Source organism: Alphaproteobacteria bacterium, from assembly GCA_033344895.1.
Taxonomy (GTDB): domain Bacteria; phylum Pseudomonadota; class Alphaproteobacteria; order UBA8366; family Aestuariispiraceae; genus Pacificispira.
In genome coordinates this window covers 2,283,604-2,301,953 of record JAWPMN010000001.1, presented here as the reverse complement: position 1 = coordinate 2,301,953, position 18,350 = coordinate 2,283,604, and the positions used below count along the sequence as shown (strand labels likewise).

The window sequence follows — 18,350 nt, the reverse complement described above, 5'->3', positions numbered from 1 at the left end:
TGAATTTTCCTTAAAACCAGTTGTCACGCCGACCTAACCAATCCGAACGGCGTTTTTCCGTTGGCGGGTGGGATGGTCGGTTGATCATGCCCGCTGCTTCGGCATCTTGAGCCGGGACACCAAGCTGATCTTCAAGGTCTGTCCATTTTTCTGCAGACCATCGATCGGCTCCCGCAATCCATGCGGCTGCCCGTGCGTACACCCGGCAATCCAGAGCTTCATTACGTTCACGCAGTTTTTGCCATTCAAGACGTGTGAAGCCGCGCTTGTTCTTGACGGTCACAAGCTGCTCGGCAACCAACTGCTTAAGCCATTCCGTCTCCACCCAGGTCGGCAAATGAACCGTGCCGGGTAAATACTCAGCTCCCTCGGCTCTTTCCTCATCCGTTGGACGAGATGCTCGAAGAAACCTGTAGGTCTCGGATTTAAAGGTCGAGACAGAAACCGTCCAAAGCCGAGCGCCGCGTTTAAGCTTCTTGCCGCCATCGGTCGCATCAACGAACGTGGGACCTGAAACCGGACTGGACCGATTGAACCCTTCAACTCCCTTAATGGGGGCAACCTGACCAAAACCAACCCGTCGAGCCCAGGCATAGACAGCCGAAGCTTCATAGCCGGTATCGACAGCCAGTTTGGCGATACGAAGATGCGCCCCACTTACATGGGGCCAAGTTTGATCCAATAGAGCTTCCAGTTTCAGCCAGGGGTCTGGATCGTGCGGACCACCATCAATGACGATGTGATCCACCAACCAGCTTTCCAGTCCACGTCCCCAGGCCCAGACATCCACTTCGATGCGGCCTTTCTGAATATCGGCCCCCGCCGTCAAAAACAAACCGCCCTCTGGTACCGTTCCCGGCGACCATTGCTGGCGCTGATCGTACAGGCGCTCCCAATCTGGGGCTTCGCCGGTTTCGACCCAGGTCTCACCGAGAGAGGTGTTCACGAAGGTTTTCATGCCCTCGGCCCCTTGGGCTTTGGCAGACAAAAACGCCCGTACCATGTTTTCCAATCGAACCCATGGCGAATAAATTTCATTCAGATGGAACCCTGCGATCCCGGCGAAAGGGTTTTCTGCTCGCCATTCACCATGACGGATTACAGACCACCGCTGCGCATCCGACCAAACCGAGCCACACTCCACACAAACGTAGTGGGCCGTTTCCGGCAGGTGGGCACCAGCAGCGTCCTTTTCCCAATGGACCTGTTCCCACCTCAGAACCTGATGGGTTCCGCAATCCGGGCAAGGAACCCAAAACCATCGTTTATCACTTTCTTCCCAAGCCGCATCAATCCGGCTCACACCTTTGATCGTCGGCGTTGAGACCAGAACGATCTTGCGGTTCCAGAACGTCACCGTGCGCTTTCGCGCCAGATTAACCGGGTCACCTTCCGCTCCCGCACTGGGCGGGTAGCGATCGACTTCATCACACAGAAGGATCCGGATTGGACGCATGGCCAAACCCGAAGGTGCGTTCGCACCAACGATCGTCAAATGACCCCCGACAAACTTCTTGTGCAGGATCTTGTTCGATCCATCCCGAGACTTCGGATCCGACAGCTTCCCATAAAGGCACGGCGTATCCCGCGCCATGGGTGCAAAGCGGTCTTTAGACCAGGTCTCGGCATCACGTTCTGTCGGCATCACCACCATGATGGGTGATGGATCCTGATCAACGTGATAGCCGACCGTGTTCAGGATGCATTCCGTCTTGCCGACCTGAGCCGAGGTCTTCACAACCACGGTTTCTACCGAGGCATCGGAAATGGCATTCATGATGCCGCGTTGATACTCGGCGCGTTCCGTCACCCATTGTCCGGGCTCGGAGCTCGCTTCAGAGCTCAGTCGTCTATTTTTGTCCGCCCACTGACTTACGGTTAGATCTGGCGGTGGTGCTACCGCCTCCAGCGTTTGTTTCGCCACCTGTTGCAGCGCTGTCGTCCCCATCAATGTGATGGACGATTTCAACGTCGGTTTCGGCGATTTCCGTGAGCACTTCGTGGATCGCCTTTTTGATGACGTCCCTTGCTTGGTTGAGGCTTGTTGTTTCATGAACCACCGGTGCGATTTTGTCAGGCAGCACCAGCAGCCGTGCCCGCATCAGCGCCACGATTTCAGTCCAGGCCACTTTCACGTCAGGAGCAGAGAGCAAATCCCCTCGCATCTGTGAGGCTTCCATCTCTGCAAGATCAGCCTTGGCCTTCACCAACCGGGCTCGTTCCGTTCCATAATCGGCGTTCCCCGCCTCTCCCTTCAGATTGAGATCACGCAGATGGCGGATATAGCCACGTACCGAACCAATAAGCTCGTACCGACCCCTTGCCGCCTTCGGGATGACACCGGCTTTCGATAACTGCTGGACCCGCCGCTCGGAGATATCGAGCAGGCTCGATATCACAGAAATGGGCTGAGTATTATCCGACATGACCGCCAAAAAGTGATTAATTACAGTCTATTAGACTTGATGACCTTTCGATTAAGAGCGTTACTGAATTCAGCCAAACGCTTGAAACGAAAGGAAAATCCATGACCAGCATTGCCATCATGATGAACGACGGCAGCACCGAATTGCCCCGCCCTTGGAACCGCGCCTCAAGTCAGGACGAACTCATTGAAATGGTCACCCACTTTATCGGCTACCACACAGGCAAAACCGAAAGCCAAGCGATCAACATGGTCGACACCAGCCGAATTGACCTCGACGCGCCGATCGCCCGGGTCAACATGCCGGGCGGCAAGACCGTCCGCTTTTTCGCCTTCAAAGAAAACTACTGAGCGGAGCTAAGCCCCATGGAAATCAAGAAACTCAAAGTCAGCCAATTGGCCCGTGCGATCGAAACCATTACTGGGACGCCAACCACAGCCAAATCGTTCAATTACAAATCCAAAGCCGTCGACCGGGTTATGGAATTGATGAAAGAACACAAACTAACCCGCGAACAAATCCTTCAGGCCGCTGGTTTGACCAGGATCGAAACGCCAAAGACCACCGTTCCCCAAAAGGTTAAAGAAGCTAAGCCTAAGCGGATCACCAAGCAGTCCATTCTGATTGATATGCTTCAAACCGGGGCAGGCGCTTCCATCGAAGAATTGACGAAAGCCACCGGCTGGCAACCCCACACCGTGCGAGGAGCGATCAGCAATGTGCTCCGGAAAAAACTCGGCTTCAATGTGGTCAACGAGCAGTCTTACAGCGGCAAGCAGGTCTATCGAATTCACGATGAAGCATAATTCAGCCCCAGACCTTCCGAACCCGAATTTCTTCAAATATCCGGCGCAGGGTATAGCTGCGCAAAATCGAGATACCTGTAAAGATCGCGCCGATCACCAGATTGTCCGAGAGGGAGACTTCCAGACCGAACAGAGGGAACACTGCAATTTGCGCTGTGACAGCCACGCCGTAACCCACAGCGACATTGGTCAGTGATTCCAAAAAGGACATACGTCTGGACTGTCTCACGTTTCCGACCTCTCGTTAATAATCTCTTCAAACGAACGACCATCGCCGTCCAATATGGCTTTCAGACCGGTGATGTTCTGCCAGCGTGTAATAGCGACATCCACATAAGCCGGGTTCAATTCCAAACCATAACAGACCCGTCCCGTGCTTTCCGCCGCGATCAAGGTCGTTCCCGATCCCATGAAAGGCTCATAAACAGCCTGACCCGGGCTAGAGTTATTTAAAATCGGACGACGCATACATTCGACTGGCTTCTGAGTGCCATGAACGGTTTCAGCATCCTGATCCCGGCTGGAAATCTGCCATAGCGTCGTTTGCTTGCGATCCCCTGCCCAGTGACCCTTGCCATTCTTTTTGACCGCATACCAACAAGGCTCGTGCTGCCAGTGATAATCACCCCGGCTCAGAACCAAGCGTTCCTTGGCCCAGATGATCTGGGAGCGAACATTGAAGTGGGCACGTTCCAAACTGTCAGCGACCGTCGTTGCATGCAAAGCGCCATGCCAGACATAGGCGACATCACCGGGAAACAAGACCCAGGCATCGTACCAGTCAGCACGATCATCATTGAGCACCTTGCCTGTGCGTTTAGTCGCAGCGGCTCCTGCCTTGTTCCGCCAGTTCGGGTCATACTCGACCCCATAGGGCGGATCGGTCACCATGAGCAACGGCTTGACCGGCCCCAGCAATCTCTCCACGTCGGTGGCAACGGTTGCATCACCACAGATCAAACGATGGTTCCCAAGCACCCAAAGATCTCCTGGCTGGGCGACCGGTTGTTCCGGGGTATCTGGAATATTATCTTCACCCTCGAGCTCGGCCCCCATGTCACCGGCGGCTTGCGCCAGCATCTGGGCGAGGTCGTCATCAGAATAGCCCGTGCCCGTCAGACCAACATCGCGCGATTGGATTGCCTGAAGCAGAGCAGCCAGAAGCTCCGGATCGTTTTCCGCCAGATCGGATAGGCGATTGTCGCCAACCAGAATGGCTTTTGCATCCTCATCATCGGCATCCACATAGATCACCGGAACCCGGTCCAGTCCCTCGGCCTCCGCAGCCATGAAGCGGTGATTACCCGCAAGAATGTGACCGGTGGAACGTTGGACGACCAACGCACCATAAAATCCGTTTGCACGGATGCTGGAGCGGATCTCATCAAGGTTCCCCCGACGTGGGTTTTCCGGGTGACAAGCCAGATCGCTAACAGCGACCATCTCGACCTTGTCACCAACATTGATGATCTGTGCGCTCAAAATGACCTCGTTAAATGGATGGCAAAGACAGGCGGCATTTCGCTTTGAAACGAAATGACCTCGGACACGGTTTCGTTTTGTCGATCATGTGAGCGATAGCCACATCGCCAACGGTTCTGCCGAACAGACCTCGATGGGAGATCTGCTCCAAGCGAAACGAAATGGCTTTTTTCAGGGCGTCACTAGGAAAATCCCGCGCTGAGCCCGCCCGCATAGGATATCGGCCAGGAAGGACCCGTGACTTCGCTCAAATTCGATGAATTTCTTAAGCTTTGAGGCATCCTGTCCCAGACGCGCCTCTCGCAAGCTTGGCAAAAAATGTAGCCTAAACCGCTGTTTTTGTCCGCGCGAAAAGTGTTCGCCGAACACCTTTCTATCCCCTACTCATGCCTTCGCCGATTGAACCATCTCTATCACTTTACGACGCGAACAATTACGCGGCACCCTATGACCGTTAAGCTTCCAGGCAATGACACAATGACCAAAAAGGTAGCGTTGATGGACTGCCGTGCGCTGCAATCCCACTCGTCCGCAGATCTTCTTCCAGCGCTCGCCCGCCGCACGAAACCAGCAGATCTTGGCAACGTCTGCTTCCAGCCACTGCAGCCATTGCATCGCCTCATCCATCCGGTCAATGGATCCCGGAGACGGCCAGGGCCTGCGTAGCACGGGGTCATGCCAACCAAATGATTCATGGATGTTGTGAACGACGTCAGGCCAAGCCGAGAAATAGCCCTGCACCTTTTCTTCAGGCAGACGCTTCAACACCCCTGCGGCTTCCGCCAACCGCTCCTCCACAAGGGAGGCTGTCCATTGATCATTGCTCATGAGCTTCTTCCTTTCGCTTGCCATAGAGCCTGTCGCCCAATTGGCGAACGAGTTCCTTCTCAGGCCAGGTCAGACGGTCATCCTCAATGGAAACCGCCAACATGCCCTGCTCCTGCCAACCATCACGCTTGACCTGATCGGCATCACGGCGCGAACCGCCGTATCCGGGAGGGTGCCATCTCATCGGCTCACCTCCTTCAGCACGGCGGCATAACCCGCAACATCAATCATGCTGTCGAGATGTCCGGGGTCATGGGCCAGCCGCGCCAGCTTCAGATCAATCAGGCACAGAGCCACCTGCGAGGGTGTGATGGGCTGGCCCAGTGTGATCGACCAGCGCTTGGCAATGGCCGTCATGGAGGCAGACGGCTCTCCATAAGTTTCCCGACGATTGCCGACAATGGCAGCGGCCTGTTTGAGCATCATTTCGCCGTTCATTGATCCGCCCCTCCACCACGATTGACCACGGCCCAATCAAGGATCGCTAAAACATCGGCTTCGTTGTCATCGACAGGCTCAAACCCACGTTTGCGAGCGGCCTCAATCATGGCTTCCTTGTTGGCGTTCCCTTTGCCTGTTGCGTGACGTTTGATCGTGCCGACCGGGACAGCCTCGTAAGGAATGGCGTGGTGTTCGCACCAGGCGGTCACATGAGCGAGAAATCCCCCATAGACATGGGCGGCATCCACACCGGCATGACGACGGACCTCCTCAATGAACACAGCATCCAGACCACCGGCCATTTGCTTGACCTCGGTGAGCCATTGCTTGAACCGAAGAAAGCGCATGCCGCCGCCTTGCCAGCGATCATTTTTAAATTCGGCAATACCGCTGGTGATGGTTCGGTCAGGCAAACAGACGGCCCATCCAGTTTTGGTGCCGAGATCCAGGGCCAGAATTTTGAGAGGACCGTCATACGGGTCAGGTGGAATTTGGACAGAGGTTGGTGCTGGCATAATTGCCTCCATGTTGATTGAACAATGTTGATGGGAGAAATGGTCGGGCAGGATCGACGACCATGGCGAAGAGGGTTCGCCAAGCGTCAGCGCTGGCGTAGCCCTCTCCCCCTTTAGGGGGAGGTATTCACTTGGATTTCTGATTGGGGTCTGAAAGCCGCAGAAATCCTCACGTTTCGTCAGGAATCCAGAAATCCAGACAGGAATCCGGCTGGATTTCTGAATTGACCATAACCGACTGTTTTCATTGAAAGTTTGAATCCAGAGCATGTCTGGACTCCATGGACTCCAGAAATCACAGCCGAGAATTTGCCCCCTATTCATGGTCCATCTCCTCATCGTGATAGACCCAGTTGTGCGGGCTTTCGACCTCCAGAACGGCCCCTGACTGATGGCACTTGTAATGGGTCGGAAGGAGCTGATGGACGCTTTGGAAAACCTCACCGGTTTCCTCATCCACAACGTCCTCGGCTTCCCCCAACTGCATGCCCTGAACGCAGAGATAGCCGTAGCGGGTGCGCGGCAGAGGCGGCAGATCGTGATCTTCCGGGTTACGGAAATATTTGATGTAGCCTTTGGTGGTTAAAACACTGACGCGTTCAGCAATGGTGCTCCGGCCACCCAAACCGGCCCGGTTTTCAAACCGCTCGGCAAATTGGGTCGCGGTGTAAACCCGCCCGCCCAGAGCTTCTTCGAAGAGAACCTGAAGAATAACGTCGCGTTTACGCAGGCGTTCGGCATCGAGCTTTTCGCCATATTCCTGACGGATCAGCCTCTCTGATGACGGATCAATCTCAACCCATTGGCCACCGTCCTTATCGACGATCTTTGCCGCCAGGGCTGGGCCGTTGCGCAGTTCCGTGATGAGCTTGCGTTCAGAGCGCGTTTCATCAGGACGAAACAGGATCATGCCTGAGCTGTAGTAGCCCCGAAGCGCCCCTGCGCCGGAAAGCGCCTGGAACGGATCCTCATCGACCTGTTTCTTTGAAAGCTTGCGGGTGTGATGGACCAGAATGATGCCTGCATTCGGATCCACAGCGTCACGAAGTTTCTCGACCCGATCACGCAAGAAGAACAACATGGCGTTGTTGTCGTTCTCGCTCGGTCCCGCTTCACCGCCATCAAAGACGTTTCGAATCGGATCAATGACGATGATGTCCAAGCCATCGGGGAAGTGCTTTCGGATTAAAGCACCAACCGTCTCAACGCCCGCTTCATTCAAAATGAGCTTGAGCTGCGGTGTGATGACGAGATTGTCATGGGCTTGGCGGATCACCTCAGGCTGCAACGAGATTTCCTGAAGGCGTTCCCGGAGATAGTGGTATTGAATTTCGGCCTGCAGATAGAAAATGCGCAATGGACGCGGTGGCGTAAAAGACAGAAACTCAATGCCTGCGGCCATGTGAACCAACCAGCAGAGCAAGAAATCACTTTTACCGACCTTGGGCGCACCGCCGAAAACCAGCAGGCCTGATGGCGTCAATACGCGGGGCGCAATGATGTCGTCCGGCATGGGGGAGCGATCACCCAGCAACTGCTTCAGGCTAAAGGCTTGCGCGTTGGGCCTCGGGCTTACGATGGATTGACGCGGTGCGTTGGCAATGAAGGCATCAATGTCCATGCCGTCATCGACAGCGTCCGCCGCATCCCACTTTTCCGGTTTATCCAGGGGCGGCATGAGAATAGCGACGGAACGCGCACCGGCTCCAAGAGTAGCCTCGGCAGCAGCTTCCGCGTACTGCCAACCTGCCGCATCCTTGTCGGGCCAGATCAAGACCCGTTTGCCACAAAGCGGTGACCAGTCGTTTTTCTCAACCGGTGCCTTAGCCCCGTTCATGGCCGTCGTGGCACAAACACCCTGACTGATTAAGGCATCTGCCGCCTTCTCGCCTTCGACCAACACCACATCCATGGCGGATTTCATGGCGGGCTGGTTATAAAGCGGTCGCGGTTCCGGAGCCTTCATCTTCCGGCATGAAACGTCCCAGGGCCGGAACTGCTTTCCACTGGGCGGGTCATAGCGATAGACACAGGCCAACAGAGCGCCTTCTCCATCAAGATAGTCCCACTTAGCTGTCACCGGCCCCAACTCGTCCATCGGCACGGTACGTTCCGGTTCCGCAGTTACAGTTTCCGGTCGCGGCTCGCCCAGCCACTGGCGAACGTCATCCAATAACGATGGGAAATCCGATTGGGTGTTGCGCCCTGTTGCTGCGGCCCAAAGTGCGAGCACGTCGCCACCCTCACCTGTCGCAAAGTCATGCCACATCCCGGCTTTAGGCCCGTTGAGCTCAATACTCAGGCTTTCGCCCTTGTTGCCTCGGACATCGCCAACGAGAAATTTTCCATGACGGAAAACACCGGCGGGAAAAAGGTAGGACAGAAGGCCACGCAAATTGGCATTGAGCCGCACCTTGATCTCATCAACCGAGAGCCCCGTTTGGCGGGCATCGTCTTGGCGCTGGGGGGCGGCTGAATTGAAATCCCGCCAGTCATTAATGTTTACAACCTCATTGCTCATCCGCCGGTTCTCCAGCACCGATCAGACCAGTCGCAGAATTTGCACTCGAAGAAATCAGCCGATTGCGCGATACGGGGCAGCAACTCACCAGCTTCTGTCGCCTGAATGACGCGCACCGCTTTATCGCTCATGCGTTGGGCAAGCCCACCATCAAACGCAACCAGCTCATGGTGAAGCTCCGCTGTATCCTTGTTGATGGCGGTAAACAAAGCCGGGTTTTGAGAAATGCCCGGAACCGAGGCTTCCATATAGGCTTGGTAGGTAGCGATCTGCGCGGCATAAACCGGCTTCGAAACCGTAACCCCGCGTTTGACGGTGTCGTTCCAGGACTTATTGTTGAGTGATTTGCATTCCCAAAGGGCTGGAAAGCCATCCATGACCGGGGCTGCGTTGATTATGCCGTCCACATGACCGCGAATACGGCCACCGGCGACACTGAATCCGAATTGCTCTCCACCAGGCTTGTTGCCTTTGGTCGTATAGAGCTCGAAGCCAGCCTTGCGCAGCCAATCAATGGCCAGGTCCTCAAAGACGTGACCGGCAGCAAAGATACGCAGGGTTTGCCCATCGAAATCCTGACCATCGTCTTTCGGGGCCTGGGCATATTCGAATTGCAGAGCGCGTTCACAGGCGACACCAAGACGAGAGCCACCGAGATATTGGCGGGGTGTTTGGCATTGGTTCTCGGCAACCAAAGCCTCATCAATATGAGCGTTCACCTGATCGGGGAATGTTTGGGAGGAATTGTAGTCCAGCATCAAAAGGGGACCTCCGTGTCTTCGCCTTTGGCAATCGACAACATGGCGTCCTGAAACCCGCCAACGCAGACTTCAGCGAGAGTGAGCACCTGGCCTTCGGTGAGATCAATCAGCCGGGTTTCCCAACCGATCTCTTCCATCACTTCGGCCAGCATTTTGACGGAATGGCGGAGGGCGGCTTTTTCTTGTTCGGTCAGATCAACCATGCCCAAGCCCTCCTTCGCCAAGCGCGACCAAAAACCCTGGCAGTCCATGGAGCAGAACCACCGCTGAATACGCGGACGCTTCGATGAATGGCGGTCGAACCAGCCAAAACCACGGGTTGGTCGCCGACAGACTGCACAGAGCTCCCCGCGCGGATGCCAAAACCTCAAACGGGCGGCAGCGTTTCCTGAAGTCACCATGGGTCATGCCGCCCTCCGGCTATCTTCAGGGGCGTTCAACACCAGATTGGTGATTGCGGCCTTGTTGAACTGGAATGTCAGCAGAGCTGATGCGTGATACCGGGTCAGGCCAAAATCCTGACGGTATTCGGGCGGTAAGAATTGAAGCTGACGGGTGGTAACCGACTGATTAAGCCAGGAGCGTGATTTATGGGCGCTTTCGTCGGTCTCGTTTTCATTCAGCCAATCATCGGCTGCAGCCAGGCAAATGGTGCGCTCACCCATGGCCAACAAATGCGATTTGAGGCCCTTGCCACCGCCGACGGCATGCCAGCGGCCCTGATGAAAGAAAATGCCGCTCCAGGCGTTGAAGCCATTTGCGACCAACGCCGCATCATCGCCAAAGAGATCGCACCATTGGAAACTAGAACGCTTGAGCAGATCCACTTCCGACATGACGAAATCAGAGATCGGCTGTTGGCCTTCCTTATCCTCCGATTGGTAGTGGTAACCGCACAACGGGCATTCCATGACGGCCAGCGGCACGTTGGCGGCGCACTCAGGGCATTCCTTGGTCAGGGCCGGACCTGAGCCAACTTTTCCATCAAGGTTCACGTCCTGCTCAAGACTGCCATGCAGAAGACTGGAGGTGCCAAAATCGAGCACAATGCAGTCGCTTTTGACCACGCCCGGATGTTCGCTGGGATCAACGGTACGCAGGCCGCGCCCAACCATCTGGATCATGGAGGATTTATAAGAAGACGGCCTCAACAAGACGACACAGCTGGTCGGCGGATGATCCCAGCCTTCGGTCAGAACCGCAACATTAACCAGAACCTGGGTTTCCCCCTGCTCATAGGCCTTCAGGACATCGCGCCGTTCAGAAGCGCCCATGTCGCCATAAACCATGGCGGCCTGGATACCTTGAGTGCGGAAAGCGTCACGCACATTGCGGGCGTGATCGACCGTCGAACAAAAGACAACGGTTTGACGATCACCCGCCTTCTCCCGCCAGTGCTGGATCACAGCATCCGTGATCGGCGCTTTGTTCATAATGGCTTCCACGGCCATCATGTCGAAGTCATCCACGGTCTTGCGAACCGACTTGAGCGCTTCCTGTGCGCCAACATCAATCACGAAAGTGCGGGGCGGGACCAGATGTCCGGAAGCAACCAGTTCTCCAATGAAGACTTGATCGGCAACATTGGAAAAGATCGGACGCAAACCCTTCTTGTCACCCCGGTTGGGAGTGGCCGTAACACCGAAAATCTTAACGTCCGGGTTTTTGTCCCTGGCCTGATCAATGATGCGACGGTAACTGTCGGCTGCCGCATGATGGGCTTCGTCAATCACCAGAAGCTCAAGAGCAGGCATGGCAGCAAGGTTGGATTTACGAGCCAAGGTCGGAACCATGGCGAACGTGGTCCGCCCCTGCCAGGATTTGGTTTTGGCATCGACAACAGACGTACTCAGGCCCGGATTGACCCGACTGAACTTTGCCTCGTTTTGGCTTGTCAGTTCATCGCGATGGGCAAGCACACAGGCCTTGGCATCATTGCCTTTCAACAGCTGACCGGTGACACCGGCCAGTGCGATGGTTTTCCCAAATCCGGTGGAGGCAACAGCCAGGGTGTTGCCGTGTTCGCCGAGCGCTTGAACACTGCGCTCGACGAAGGTTTTCTGGCGGGGACGGAGTAACATGACCAGCCTCCCCTACTGAGCCCAAGACGGGCGATTGGGGTTTGAAGTCGGTTGCACTTCTGTGTTGGCATTGGCCATCGGCTGGGCCGTTGCGGTAGGGGCCGATTGGCTCGGCGTCCAGAGACCGCCACCAGACTTGAACGTATCCCAATCCTTGTGGTTGGGAGCCACTGCAAACCGAATATCGTTTTTCGGGTCGCCATTGGCGTCCTTGCCGACATCAATCTTGGCCAGAAACTCGATGCCATCCAGATCCGTAAAACCGTTGATACGGCGAGCAGCCTGCGCCTGCGGGGAATTGTCTTTGTCGGAAAGGCCCCGCGATGAGTTCAGGATACCGCGTACAAAAGACCGGCCCATGTTGCCCCATTCCGGACCCTTGAGGCTGCGAAGCCCAATCAGGCTCCAGACCTTACGCTTGGCAAACGGACCTTCGAGGATGACAAACTCGGCGTTCAGATAGACCGAGCCGGTCGTATCGTTGTGAGTTGCGTATCCACCCGTCCAACCCTGAGCCGGATCATCATAGCCACCGGGTTTGATGGTCATACGCACCGGCACAATGGTGCCCTTTGGGATCAGATCGTAGGATGTTTGGGATTCCGCGTCGTTATAGTCGTTCCATGCACCAGTCATAATTACTGTGCTCCTTTGTCGTCTTCAGGGTTCGGGGTCTCGGCAGGTGGTACGGGGCGACTAAAGTTCAGCCTCTCGCCTGCCGGTTTTGCGGGACCGCCGATCTTTTCCATCAGACGGCCAAGGTGGGGTTCTTCGATTTGGTCCAGCCGACCGCTGCGATCCTTTGCGGGAAAGCCGAACGGGTTCAGCGTGTGGCAAACAAACGCTCTATAGGGATCCGTGCCATCTGGGCTGACTTCGGCCATGGCGATGACTTCATCGACGATGCCGGGGAGTTCGTTACCAGTCTTGGAGCCGTCGATTTGGGGAACGAAGGTCTTGCGATTGAAATCATCAAGCTTCTCGTCGAGGATCCCGACGAACCAGACGTTCTTGCCACGGGTGTGCTGAAGGTGCGTGAGCCAGGCGATCATCTCCTGGCCATGCAGGCCGTAAGCGCCTCGCATGTCGGGCTTGCCCGTGCGCTCAGAAACGGCCTGCGGCTGCCCCTTGGCCCATTGGAAACACAGACGTCCCGCAACCGTTATGCTGTCGATAAAGACGGTCTGGTACTTATCCAGCGCTGCCGGATCGCCAAACTGCTCACAAACCGCGTCATAGTGGGCCTGGCTATAGACCTGATCGTCACGCAAGGCCGGGTTTGGGCCGCCGATGAAGACCGCGAAATCACGGCACTCAATCCAGGTACGAGGGCGAATAGTGTCTCCGGACCAGCCTTCGATCGCCAGGTCCCCTGCCTCCAAATCGAAGAACAAGGTGGATTGGGCATCCAGCGTCCAAAGAAGCGAGGTTTTGCCGATGCCTGATTTTCCGAAGATGCAGCCTTTGATCCCGCGCTGCTCAGACAACCGTTCGTCGGCGGAAATGATGGGAAGCGTCATCACTTGCCCCCCTTCTTCGAAGTCACCGCATCAAGGGCATTGTCTGCCCCCAAGGATCCGTTCTTGCGGGCCATGTCGTAGACCCGGCGCAGCGCATCGATTTCTCCGTAAAGCGCAGAGGATTTGGCCTGCAGGGCCAGCTGAGCAAAAGCGATGTCATCAATGGACGCTGCCTCAATGGGTTTGATCACCTCTTCCTGGCGATCGCCCAAAGGCGGGATCCGGATGGTATCGGGAAGCTCCACGAGATAGCTGTTGTCTTCACGCAGGCGTTCGAGTTTGGTCTTGGCGGTCATGATTGCACCTCATCGTTCAGGGAAAGTTGGTAGGAGGCTTTGCCGACACGCACGGTCCTTGCGCTCTCAAACGCCGAGCGGATGTGGCTCGGCCAAGAGGCGTATTTGCGTTCGGAAACCTTGATGGTGATGTCGACGTATTCAGCCGGGTCATCGCCCTCGGCCTTCATGCGCTCGACAAGCTGAGAAAGCTGGGATTGGTCCCAGGCGACCTTTTTGGGAAGATCAGCAACGACCTGCGCCAAACCTTCATTGAAGCGAACCGTGCCCGTGTCTTTGCCGAGGGCTGCGCGGGCTTCTCTCGCCTGAAGGGAAAAACGGCACTCAAGAGCACTGTCGAACCGGTCCTTCATCAGCTTTGTGATGGTGAGCCGTTCGGCGATTTCACCTTGCAATACGATCAGCTGTTCGACCGGCAGAGAGGCAATGTCCGCCACCTCCATGGCGCTCAGGTCATCAATTTGAATGCGGTTGGGGATATTCATGGCGGCCCCCTTACGCATAGAGATCGTTCGGGGTTTCGGTGGTGCTTTTGCAGAGGTTGTCTGCTTCAAAAGCTTCCACGTCTTCGAGCCGGTAGACGACCCGTCCACCGATTTTGAGATAGGCGGGGCCTTCACCGGTCCACCGCCAGCGCTCAAGTGTGCGCTCACTGATATTCCAGCGATCGGCCAATTCGATCTGATTGAGATGTTTAATAGCCATGGAGTCCTCCTTGGGGGCTGTTCGAAAACCTGGGAGGAGAATGGCGGTTGTGGGGGGAGGAGCCGGGGAGGCCAAAGGGAGGGGAGAAAGGAGGAATTGATTTTGTCAGAAAAATACGCTATATTTCTGACAAGTTATGAGCCATAAAGGTACATGAAATGACTGGTATAGCTGATAAAATCATTCGCCGCGTAAGGGCCAAGGGTCGCGGAAAGTGGGTATGCACCCCGAAGGATTTCCTGGACATTGGCAGCCGTGCGGCTGTCGATCAGGCTTTGTCACGTCTGGTCAAAAGCGGCGATTTGCGCCGCGTTGGTCATGGTCTTTACGATCTGCCGCGTATCAGCGGCGTGTTAAAGCGCCCTGCGCCTGTGAACATTGATTCCGCCGTCGCCGCCGTTGCTCGGCGGGATAGCGTCCGAATCATGAACGACGGCATCGCTTCCGCCAACCAACTGGGGCTGACAAATGCCGTTCCAGCAAAAACCACTTATGTAACGGATGGGGCCACTCGCAACGTCAAAATCGGTGGCCGGACAATCCGCCTGCGCCATGCGGGCCCGAACGTTATGTCCTGGGCTGGAAAAATGTCCGCCCCTGTTGCACAGGCATTGCGTTGGCTTGGCCCGCAAGCGGCAACAGATGACCGCGTCACCATGATGCTGAAACAGAAATTGCCTGATAACGTCAAAAAAGACCTCATTCGAAATAGTGCGCATCTGCCTGGTTGGGCTGCATCTATCGTTCATGATGTCGCAGACCAACATGCAGAGGCCGTATGAGTACAGATTTCGAGCGGTTTTTATCACTACCAGAACAAGATCGAAAAGATGTGTTCGAGGCGGCAGCTGAACGCCTCGACACCCTCCCCAGCTATGTCGAAAAAGACTTCTGGGTCTGCCTCTTGCTGGATACGCTCTTTAACAAGCTTCCCGCCGGACATCCCCAATTGCTGTTCAAGGGCGGTACATCTCTTTCAAAAGCCTTTGATCTAATCCAGCGGTTTTCCGAAGACATTGATCTTGTGGTCTATCGTAATGACCTGGGCTTCGGCGACGATCGAGACCCGACAACGCGAGAGGGGCTTTCGAACAAAAAACGCAGAGCCCTCTTTGACGAGTTGCAGGAAGCCTGTAGCAATTACATTCACGGGGATTTGGCCGAGATTCTCACTGGCCTGATCGGCGAGCAATGCCAGATCAAGCCTGACGACCAGGACCCCGACCAGCAAACCCTGCTCATCGAATATCCGACGCTATATCCGAGCGCTGACACCTCATATGTTCAGCCTCGGGTAAAACTGGAAGCCGGGGCCCGCTCCGCTCTGGATCCCAATACCACAGCTTCTGTTGAGGCTTACATTTCAGGAGAGCTCAGCGATGGTTGGTCCTTCACCGTCCCCAACCTTCATGTCATTGAACCGACCCGCACCTATCTGGAAAAGCTTTTGATTTTGCATGGGGCACACTGCGGATACCGAGACGAAAAGCGCGTCCCGACAGATAAGGACCGGATTTCACGGCATTATTATGATGCGGCTATGATCACAGGGACAGATACCGGCAAAGCAGCCTTGGCAAACGAAGCCTTGTTGAACGCCGTTCGTGAGCACAATCTGATTGCCTTCAAACAGGCCTGGAAGAAATTCGACGAGGCCGTACCTGGCTCAGTATGCATTGCCCCGCAGGATGACCTGCTTTCTGTTCTAGAACAGGACTATGGCGCCATGCAGGGAATGATGCTCGGCGAAGCGCCAGAATTTGACTGGGTCATAGAACAGCTTCGAATTGCCGAGGACATGATCAATCGGCGTCAGCCCTCTGCGTTTCAAGCAACTCTTCAACTTTCAAACGGCAAGACCCTTTCCGGGTCTCAATCAGGTCCTTCCAATCCTTGTGCCCCTTAAACAGATCCCGCAGACGACTACTGGTCTCAAACTCAAGATCGGAAAACAACCGAGCCGAACTGACAGAAGTCTCCCCTCGCTCCCAGACATAAAATAGGTACTCGACCACCTGGCGCTGTTTATCACCATTGAACCGGAATTCCCGATCACCAACCCAAAAATGGCGAAACCCGGACGCATGACGGACTGGTTCATCCCAATTTGACGATGCGCCGGTCGTGATCTGCGCAGAAAGACTGCTCGGATCAATCACAAGCCCCACGTCGTGGGCCTCAATGTTTTGGAAATGGATAAAGTCATGCCGATTGATGTCGGCTTGGGAAAATTGAGGGATCGGGGAAGCTGAAACAACCACCCTGAAATCAGCGGGTGGGTGACCAGAAAGATAGCGGCCAACCTGATCCCATGTATCATGGTCTGAAAGCCGCCGAGCAAACCAGACCGGGGAACGGCCACTTCGCCCAGGAAGGCGGACATCACCGATTTCCCATAACAAGCCAGGGACCCTTTCTACCGGGCGGCTGTTGGAAGGCAGATCAAGACGGCAAAAAAGCCTCCCTAAAACAGCCTCCATATCGACGGCATATGTCTGAAGCGACGGTGAAGGAACGGAGACCCAACCCTTCTCAGGATTGAAATAGCCGTAGCCACCCTCCTCCGGCGACCAAGTTAGGGTGACGGCTTCATCGTCATGGTCAGAAACCGAAACCGCCGCAAGCTGATGCCCGTCCGGTTGCAAGACACCTGATACCTTCAGCGCTTCTGCCAAACGACTATGAAATCCATCCAAAGCCGCACCGGTGATCAACGCGTCAGGCGTCTGCAGGATCGACTGCAACAGTTGGACATCTGACCGGGAAAGCGGAACCACATCAGTCAACGTCATTCAAGATGCCCCAACGGCGCAGGTACTTCTCACCGATCAGCTGTTCCTCTTCCGTTTGATCCTTCAAGTTACACCCGTGCGGCATGGTGATCGTCAGCGGCAAAGTGCGTCCACGTTTTGATGAACCCTTCGGGTGGAATTTGATGGTCAATTTGGCCTGGGTTGCGACCCAGCCACCAGCCAGAGGGTCGTTTGCGCCGAAACGGTCTGCCGACATTTTCCAGATGGTCCGATCCGCTTTGCGCAAGCATTCGAGAGTGACGCGCTCTCCGTTGTTATCGAACGGCATCAAACGCAATTGCTTCACCTCCACAGACTCAATCCCGTCGTCTGGATCCGTCTGGAACGGATGAGGGGCCAAGAGAACAGACAGGTCATAGTTCCGGAGCGGAACCTTCTCGCTCTGAAACTCCACGCCGAGCAGGTCACGCGCCATGTATCGCGCCATTTCTTCGCGGCTTTCGCGATCATTGGCCACAACCTCAATCACGCCGGTTTCCGGTTCATAGGTCATCGCTGCTTCAAACACAGGACGACGCGCACGGCGCACCAATTCACCTTCATCATCGAACGCCAAAAAGGCATCGGGAAGCCCCTCCCGGTAGATGACGATCTGCACCAATTCACAGTCTTCACCATCAAAGGTCGGGCGCTGACGGCTGAAAATATCGATATGAATGTTATTGGAGGAAAACCGCTCCCGCAAAGCTGACTTAAATGCCTCCAGAGCGACGGCATCACGGTTCAGATCAAGATTGGCTGGTGCCATGAAGCCATCCCAGCTACGTCCACGCCGACGCTCGTCCGTGAAACGCACCTCTTCAGCGAAGCGAAACAAGGTCGGCGCATTCAGGAACATCCACAGTGGCCGCGCATGACCGTTGACCAGATCATCCAGAACTGTCCGGTCCTCCGCGACGCTGTAAAGAGCTGTCTGCCCGGCATCATCGGCCAAGGCGCTAACACGCTCAGCATCATTGAGGACGCGAGCGCGTTCATCGTCTGTCATGTCATCGACAGCCCGGAGCGTTCCTTTAACCACTTCAGGCTCAGGGCCATCCCAATTTATCGGGTTCGAAAGCTCAATGCCCGTATGTTCAAAATATGCCTGCAGCGACGAGGCAGGCGTGTTGCGAATGAAGGTCGTCACTGAGGCCATTCTTATTCTCCTTAGCC

At 55.5% G+C, this 18,350-nt stretch carries 23 protein-coding genes; 4 read left to right on the top strand and 19 right to left on the bottom strand.

The annotated features are described in order from the left end of the window. Positions 1-10: 10 nt before the first annotated feature. Positions 11-1,948, bottom strand: coding sequence for a phage terminase large subunit family protein (locus R8L07_11250; protein ID MDW3206101.1), 1,938 nt, complete (start codon positions 1,946-1,948; stop codon positions 11-13). Beyond that, entirely contained in the window at positions 1,851-2,426 is a 576-nt protein-coding gene (locus R8L07_11245; GenBank protein ID MDW3206100.1) for a terminase small subunit, Nu1, read from the bottom strand. The genes R8L07_11250 and R8L07_11245 overlap by 98 nt, the downstream gene beginning before the upstream one ends. A 101-nt stretch (positions 2,427-2,527) precedes the next feature. Between R8L07_11245 and R8L07_11240 the strand changes: the two genes are divergently transcribed. Together R8L07_11240 and R8L07_11235 are read left to right on the top strand one after the other, a co-directional pair. Beyond that, positions 2,528-2,776, top strand: a complete 249-nt coding sequence (locus tag R8L07_11240; GenBank protein MDW3206099.1) for a hypothetical protein — start codon at positions 2,528-2,530, stop codon at positions 2,774-2,776. 15 nt (positions 2,777-2,791) lie between these two features. Beyond that, positions 2,792-3,232: a DUF3489 domain-containing protein gene (locus R8L07_11235; protein MDW3206098.1), complete on the top strand. Its 441-nt coding sequence runs from the start codon at positions 2,792-2,794 to the stop codon at positions 3,230-3,232. A 1-nt stretch (position 3,233) separates the two neighbouring features. On the opposite strand, the gene R8L07_11230 is transcribed toward R8L07_11235, so the two are convergent. From R8L07_11230 to R8L07_11160, 15 genes are all read right to left on the bottom strand, one after another. Beyond that, entirely contained in the window at positions 3,234-3,443 is a 210-nt protein-coding gene (locus tag R8L07_11230) for a hypothetical protein (GenBank protein ID MDW3206097.1), read from the bottom strand. Positions 3,444-3,457: 14 nt separating this feature from the next. Further along, positions 3,458-4,714 (bottom strand): DNA methyltransferase, encoded by a 1,257-nt coding sequence (locus R8L07_11225; protein ID MDW3206096.1) that lies wholly within the window; start codon positions 4,712-4,714, stop codon positions 3,458-3,460. Between the two features lie 384 nt (positions 4,715-5,098). Then, positions 5,099-5,542: a DUF6362 family protein gene (locus R8L07_11220; protein ID MDW3206095.1), complete on the bottom strand. Its 444-nt coding sequence runs from the start codon at positions 5,540-5,542 to the stop codon at positions 5,099-5,101. After that, positions 5,532-5,726: a hypothetical protein gene (locus R8L07_11215; protein MDW3206094.1), complete on the bottom strand. Its 195-nt coding sequence runs from the start codon at positions 5,724-5,726 to the stop codon at positions 5,532-5,534. The genes R8L07_11220 and R8L07_11215 overlap by 11 nt, the downstream gene beginning before the upstream one ends. Next, complete coding sequence (locus tag R8L07_11210) at positions 5,723-5,980, bottom strand: DUF6378 domain-containing protein (GenBank protein ID MDW3206093.1); 258 nt, start codon at positions 5,978-5,980, stop codon at positions 5,723-5,725. Before R8L07_11210 ends, R8L07_11215 begins: the two co-directional genes overlap by 4 nt. After that, positions 5,977-6,498 (bottom strand): hypothetical protein, encoded by a 522-nt coding sequence (locus tag R8L07_11205; GenBank protein MDW3206092.1) that lies wholly within the window; start codon positions 6,496-6,498, stop codon positions 5,977-5,979. Before R8L07_11205 ends, R8L07_11210 begins: the two co-directional genes overlap by 4 nt. Positions 6,499-6,814: 316 nt before the next feature. Beyond that, positions 6,815-9,019: an AAA family ATPase gene (locus R8L07_11200; protein MDW3206091.1), complete on the bottom strand. Its 2,205-nt coding sequence runs from the start codon at positions 9,017-9,019 to the stop codon at positions 6,815-6,817. Further along, positions 9,016-9,777 carry a hypothetical protein gene (locus tag R8L07_11195; GenBank protein MDW3206090.1) on the bottom strand — a complete coding sequence of 254 codons (762 nt, stop codon included), beginning with the start codon at positions 9,775-9,777 and terminating at the stop codon, positions 9,016-9,018. Before R8L07_11195 ends, R8L07_11200 begins: the two co-directional genes overlap by 4 nt. Next, the gene (locus tag R8L07_11190) at positions 9,777-9,983 is read right to left on the bottom strand and encodes a DUF6511 domain-containing protein (protein ID MDW3206089.1); all 207 of its coding nucleotides are present in this window, start codon (positions 9,981-9,983) and stop codon (positions 9,777-9,779) included. Before R8L07_11190 ends, R8L07_11195 begins: the two co-directional genes overlap by 1 nt. Positions 9,984-10,184: 201 nt before the next feature. After that, entirely contained in the window at positions 10,185-11,861 is a 1,677-nt protein-coding gene (locus R8L07_11185) for a DEAD/DEAH box helicase (protein MDW3206088.1), read from the bottom strand. 12 nt (positions 11,862-11,873) lie between these two features. Next, positions 11,874-12,497, bottom strand: a complete 624-nt coding sequence (locus R8L07_11180) for a hypothetical protein (GenBank protein ID MDW3206087.1) — start codon at positions 12,495-12,497, stop codon at positions 11,874-11,876. Between the two features lie 2 nt (positions 12,498-12,499). Next, on the bottom strand, positions 12,500-13,381 hold the full coding sequence (locus tag R8L07_11175) for an ATP-binding protein (protein ID MDW3206086.1): 882 nt from the start codon (positions 13,379-13,381) through the stop codon (positions 12,500-12,502). Further along, a complete protein-coding gene (locus tag R8L07_11170) occupies positions 13,381-13,677 on the bottom strand; it encodes a hypothetical protein (GenBank protein ID MDW3206085.1) in 297 nt (98 codons plus the stop codon). The genes R8L07_11175 and R8L07_11170 overlap by 1 nt, the downstream gene beginning before the upstream one ends. Beyond that, positions 13,674-14,162: a hypothetical protein gene (locus R8L07_11165; protein ID MDW3206084.1), complete on the bottom strand. Its 489-nt coding sequence runs from the start codon at positions 14,160-14,162 to the stop codon at positions 13,674-13,676. The genes R8L07_11170 and R8L07_11165 overlap by 4 nt, the downstream gene beginning before the upstream one ends. Before the next feature lie 10 nt (positions 14,163-14,172). After that, the gene (locus R8L07_11160; GenBank protein MDW3206083.1) at positions 14,173-14,382 is read right to left on the bottom strand and encodes a helix-turn-helix domain-containing protein; all 210 of its coding nucleotides are present in this window, start codon (positions 14,380-14,382) and stop codon (positions 14,173-14,175) included. A 158-nt stretch (positions 14,383-14,540) separates the two neighbouring features. On the opposite strand from R8L07_11160, the gene R8L07_11155 reads away from it, so the two are divergent. After that, on the top strand, positions 14,541-15,164 hold the full coding sequence (locus R8L07_11155) for a DUF6088 family protein (protein ID MDW3206082.1): 624 nt from the start codon (positions 14,541-14,543) through the stop codon (positions 15,162-15,164). Next, positions 15,161-16,288, top strand: coding sequence for a nucleotidyl transferase AbiEii/AbiGii toxin family protein (locus R8L07_11150; GenBank protein ID MDW3206081.1), 1,128 nt, complete (start codon positions 15,161-15,163; stop codon positions 16,286-16,288). The genes R8L07_11155 and R8L07_11150 overlap by 4 nt, the downstream gene beginning before the upstream one ends. Here the strand turns inward: R8L07_11150 and R8L07_11145 are convergent. Together R8L07_11145 and R8L07_11140 are read right to left on the bottom strand one after the other, a co-directional pair. After that, a complete protein-coding gene (locus R8L07_11145; GenBank protein MDW3206080.1) occupies positions 16,185-17,174 on the bottom strand; it encodes a hypothetical protein in 990 nt (329 codons plus the stop codon). The two genes, R8L07_11150 and R8L07_11145, sit on opposite strands and share 104 nt — an antisense overlap. Then, positions 17,161-18,333: a hypothetical protein gene (locus R8L07_11140; GenBank protein ID MDW3206079.1), complete on the bottom strand. Its 1,173-nt coding sequence runs from the start codon at positions 18,331-18,333 to the stop codon at positions 17,161-17,163. Before R8L07_11140 ends, R8L07_11145 begins: the two co-directional genes overlap by 14 nt. Between the last annotated feature and the right edge of the window lie 17 nt (positions 18,334-18,350).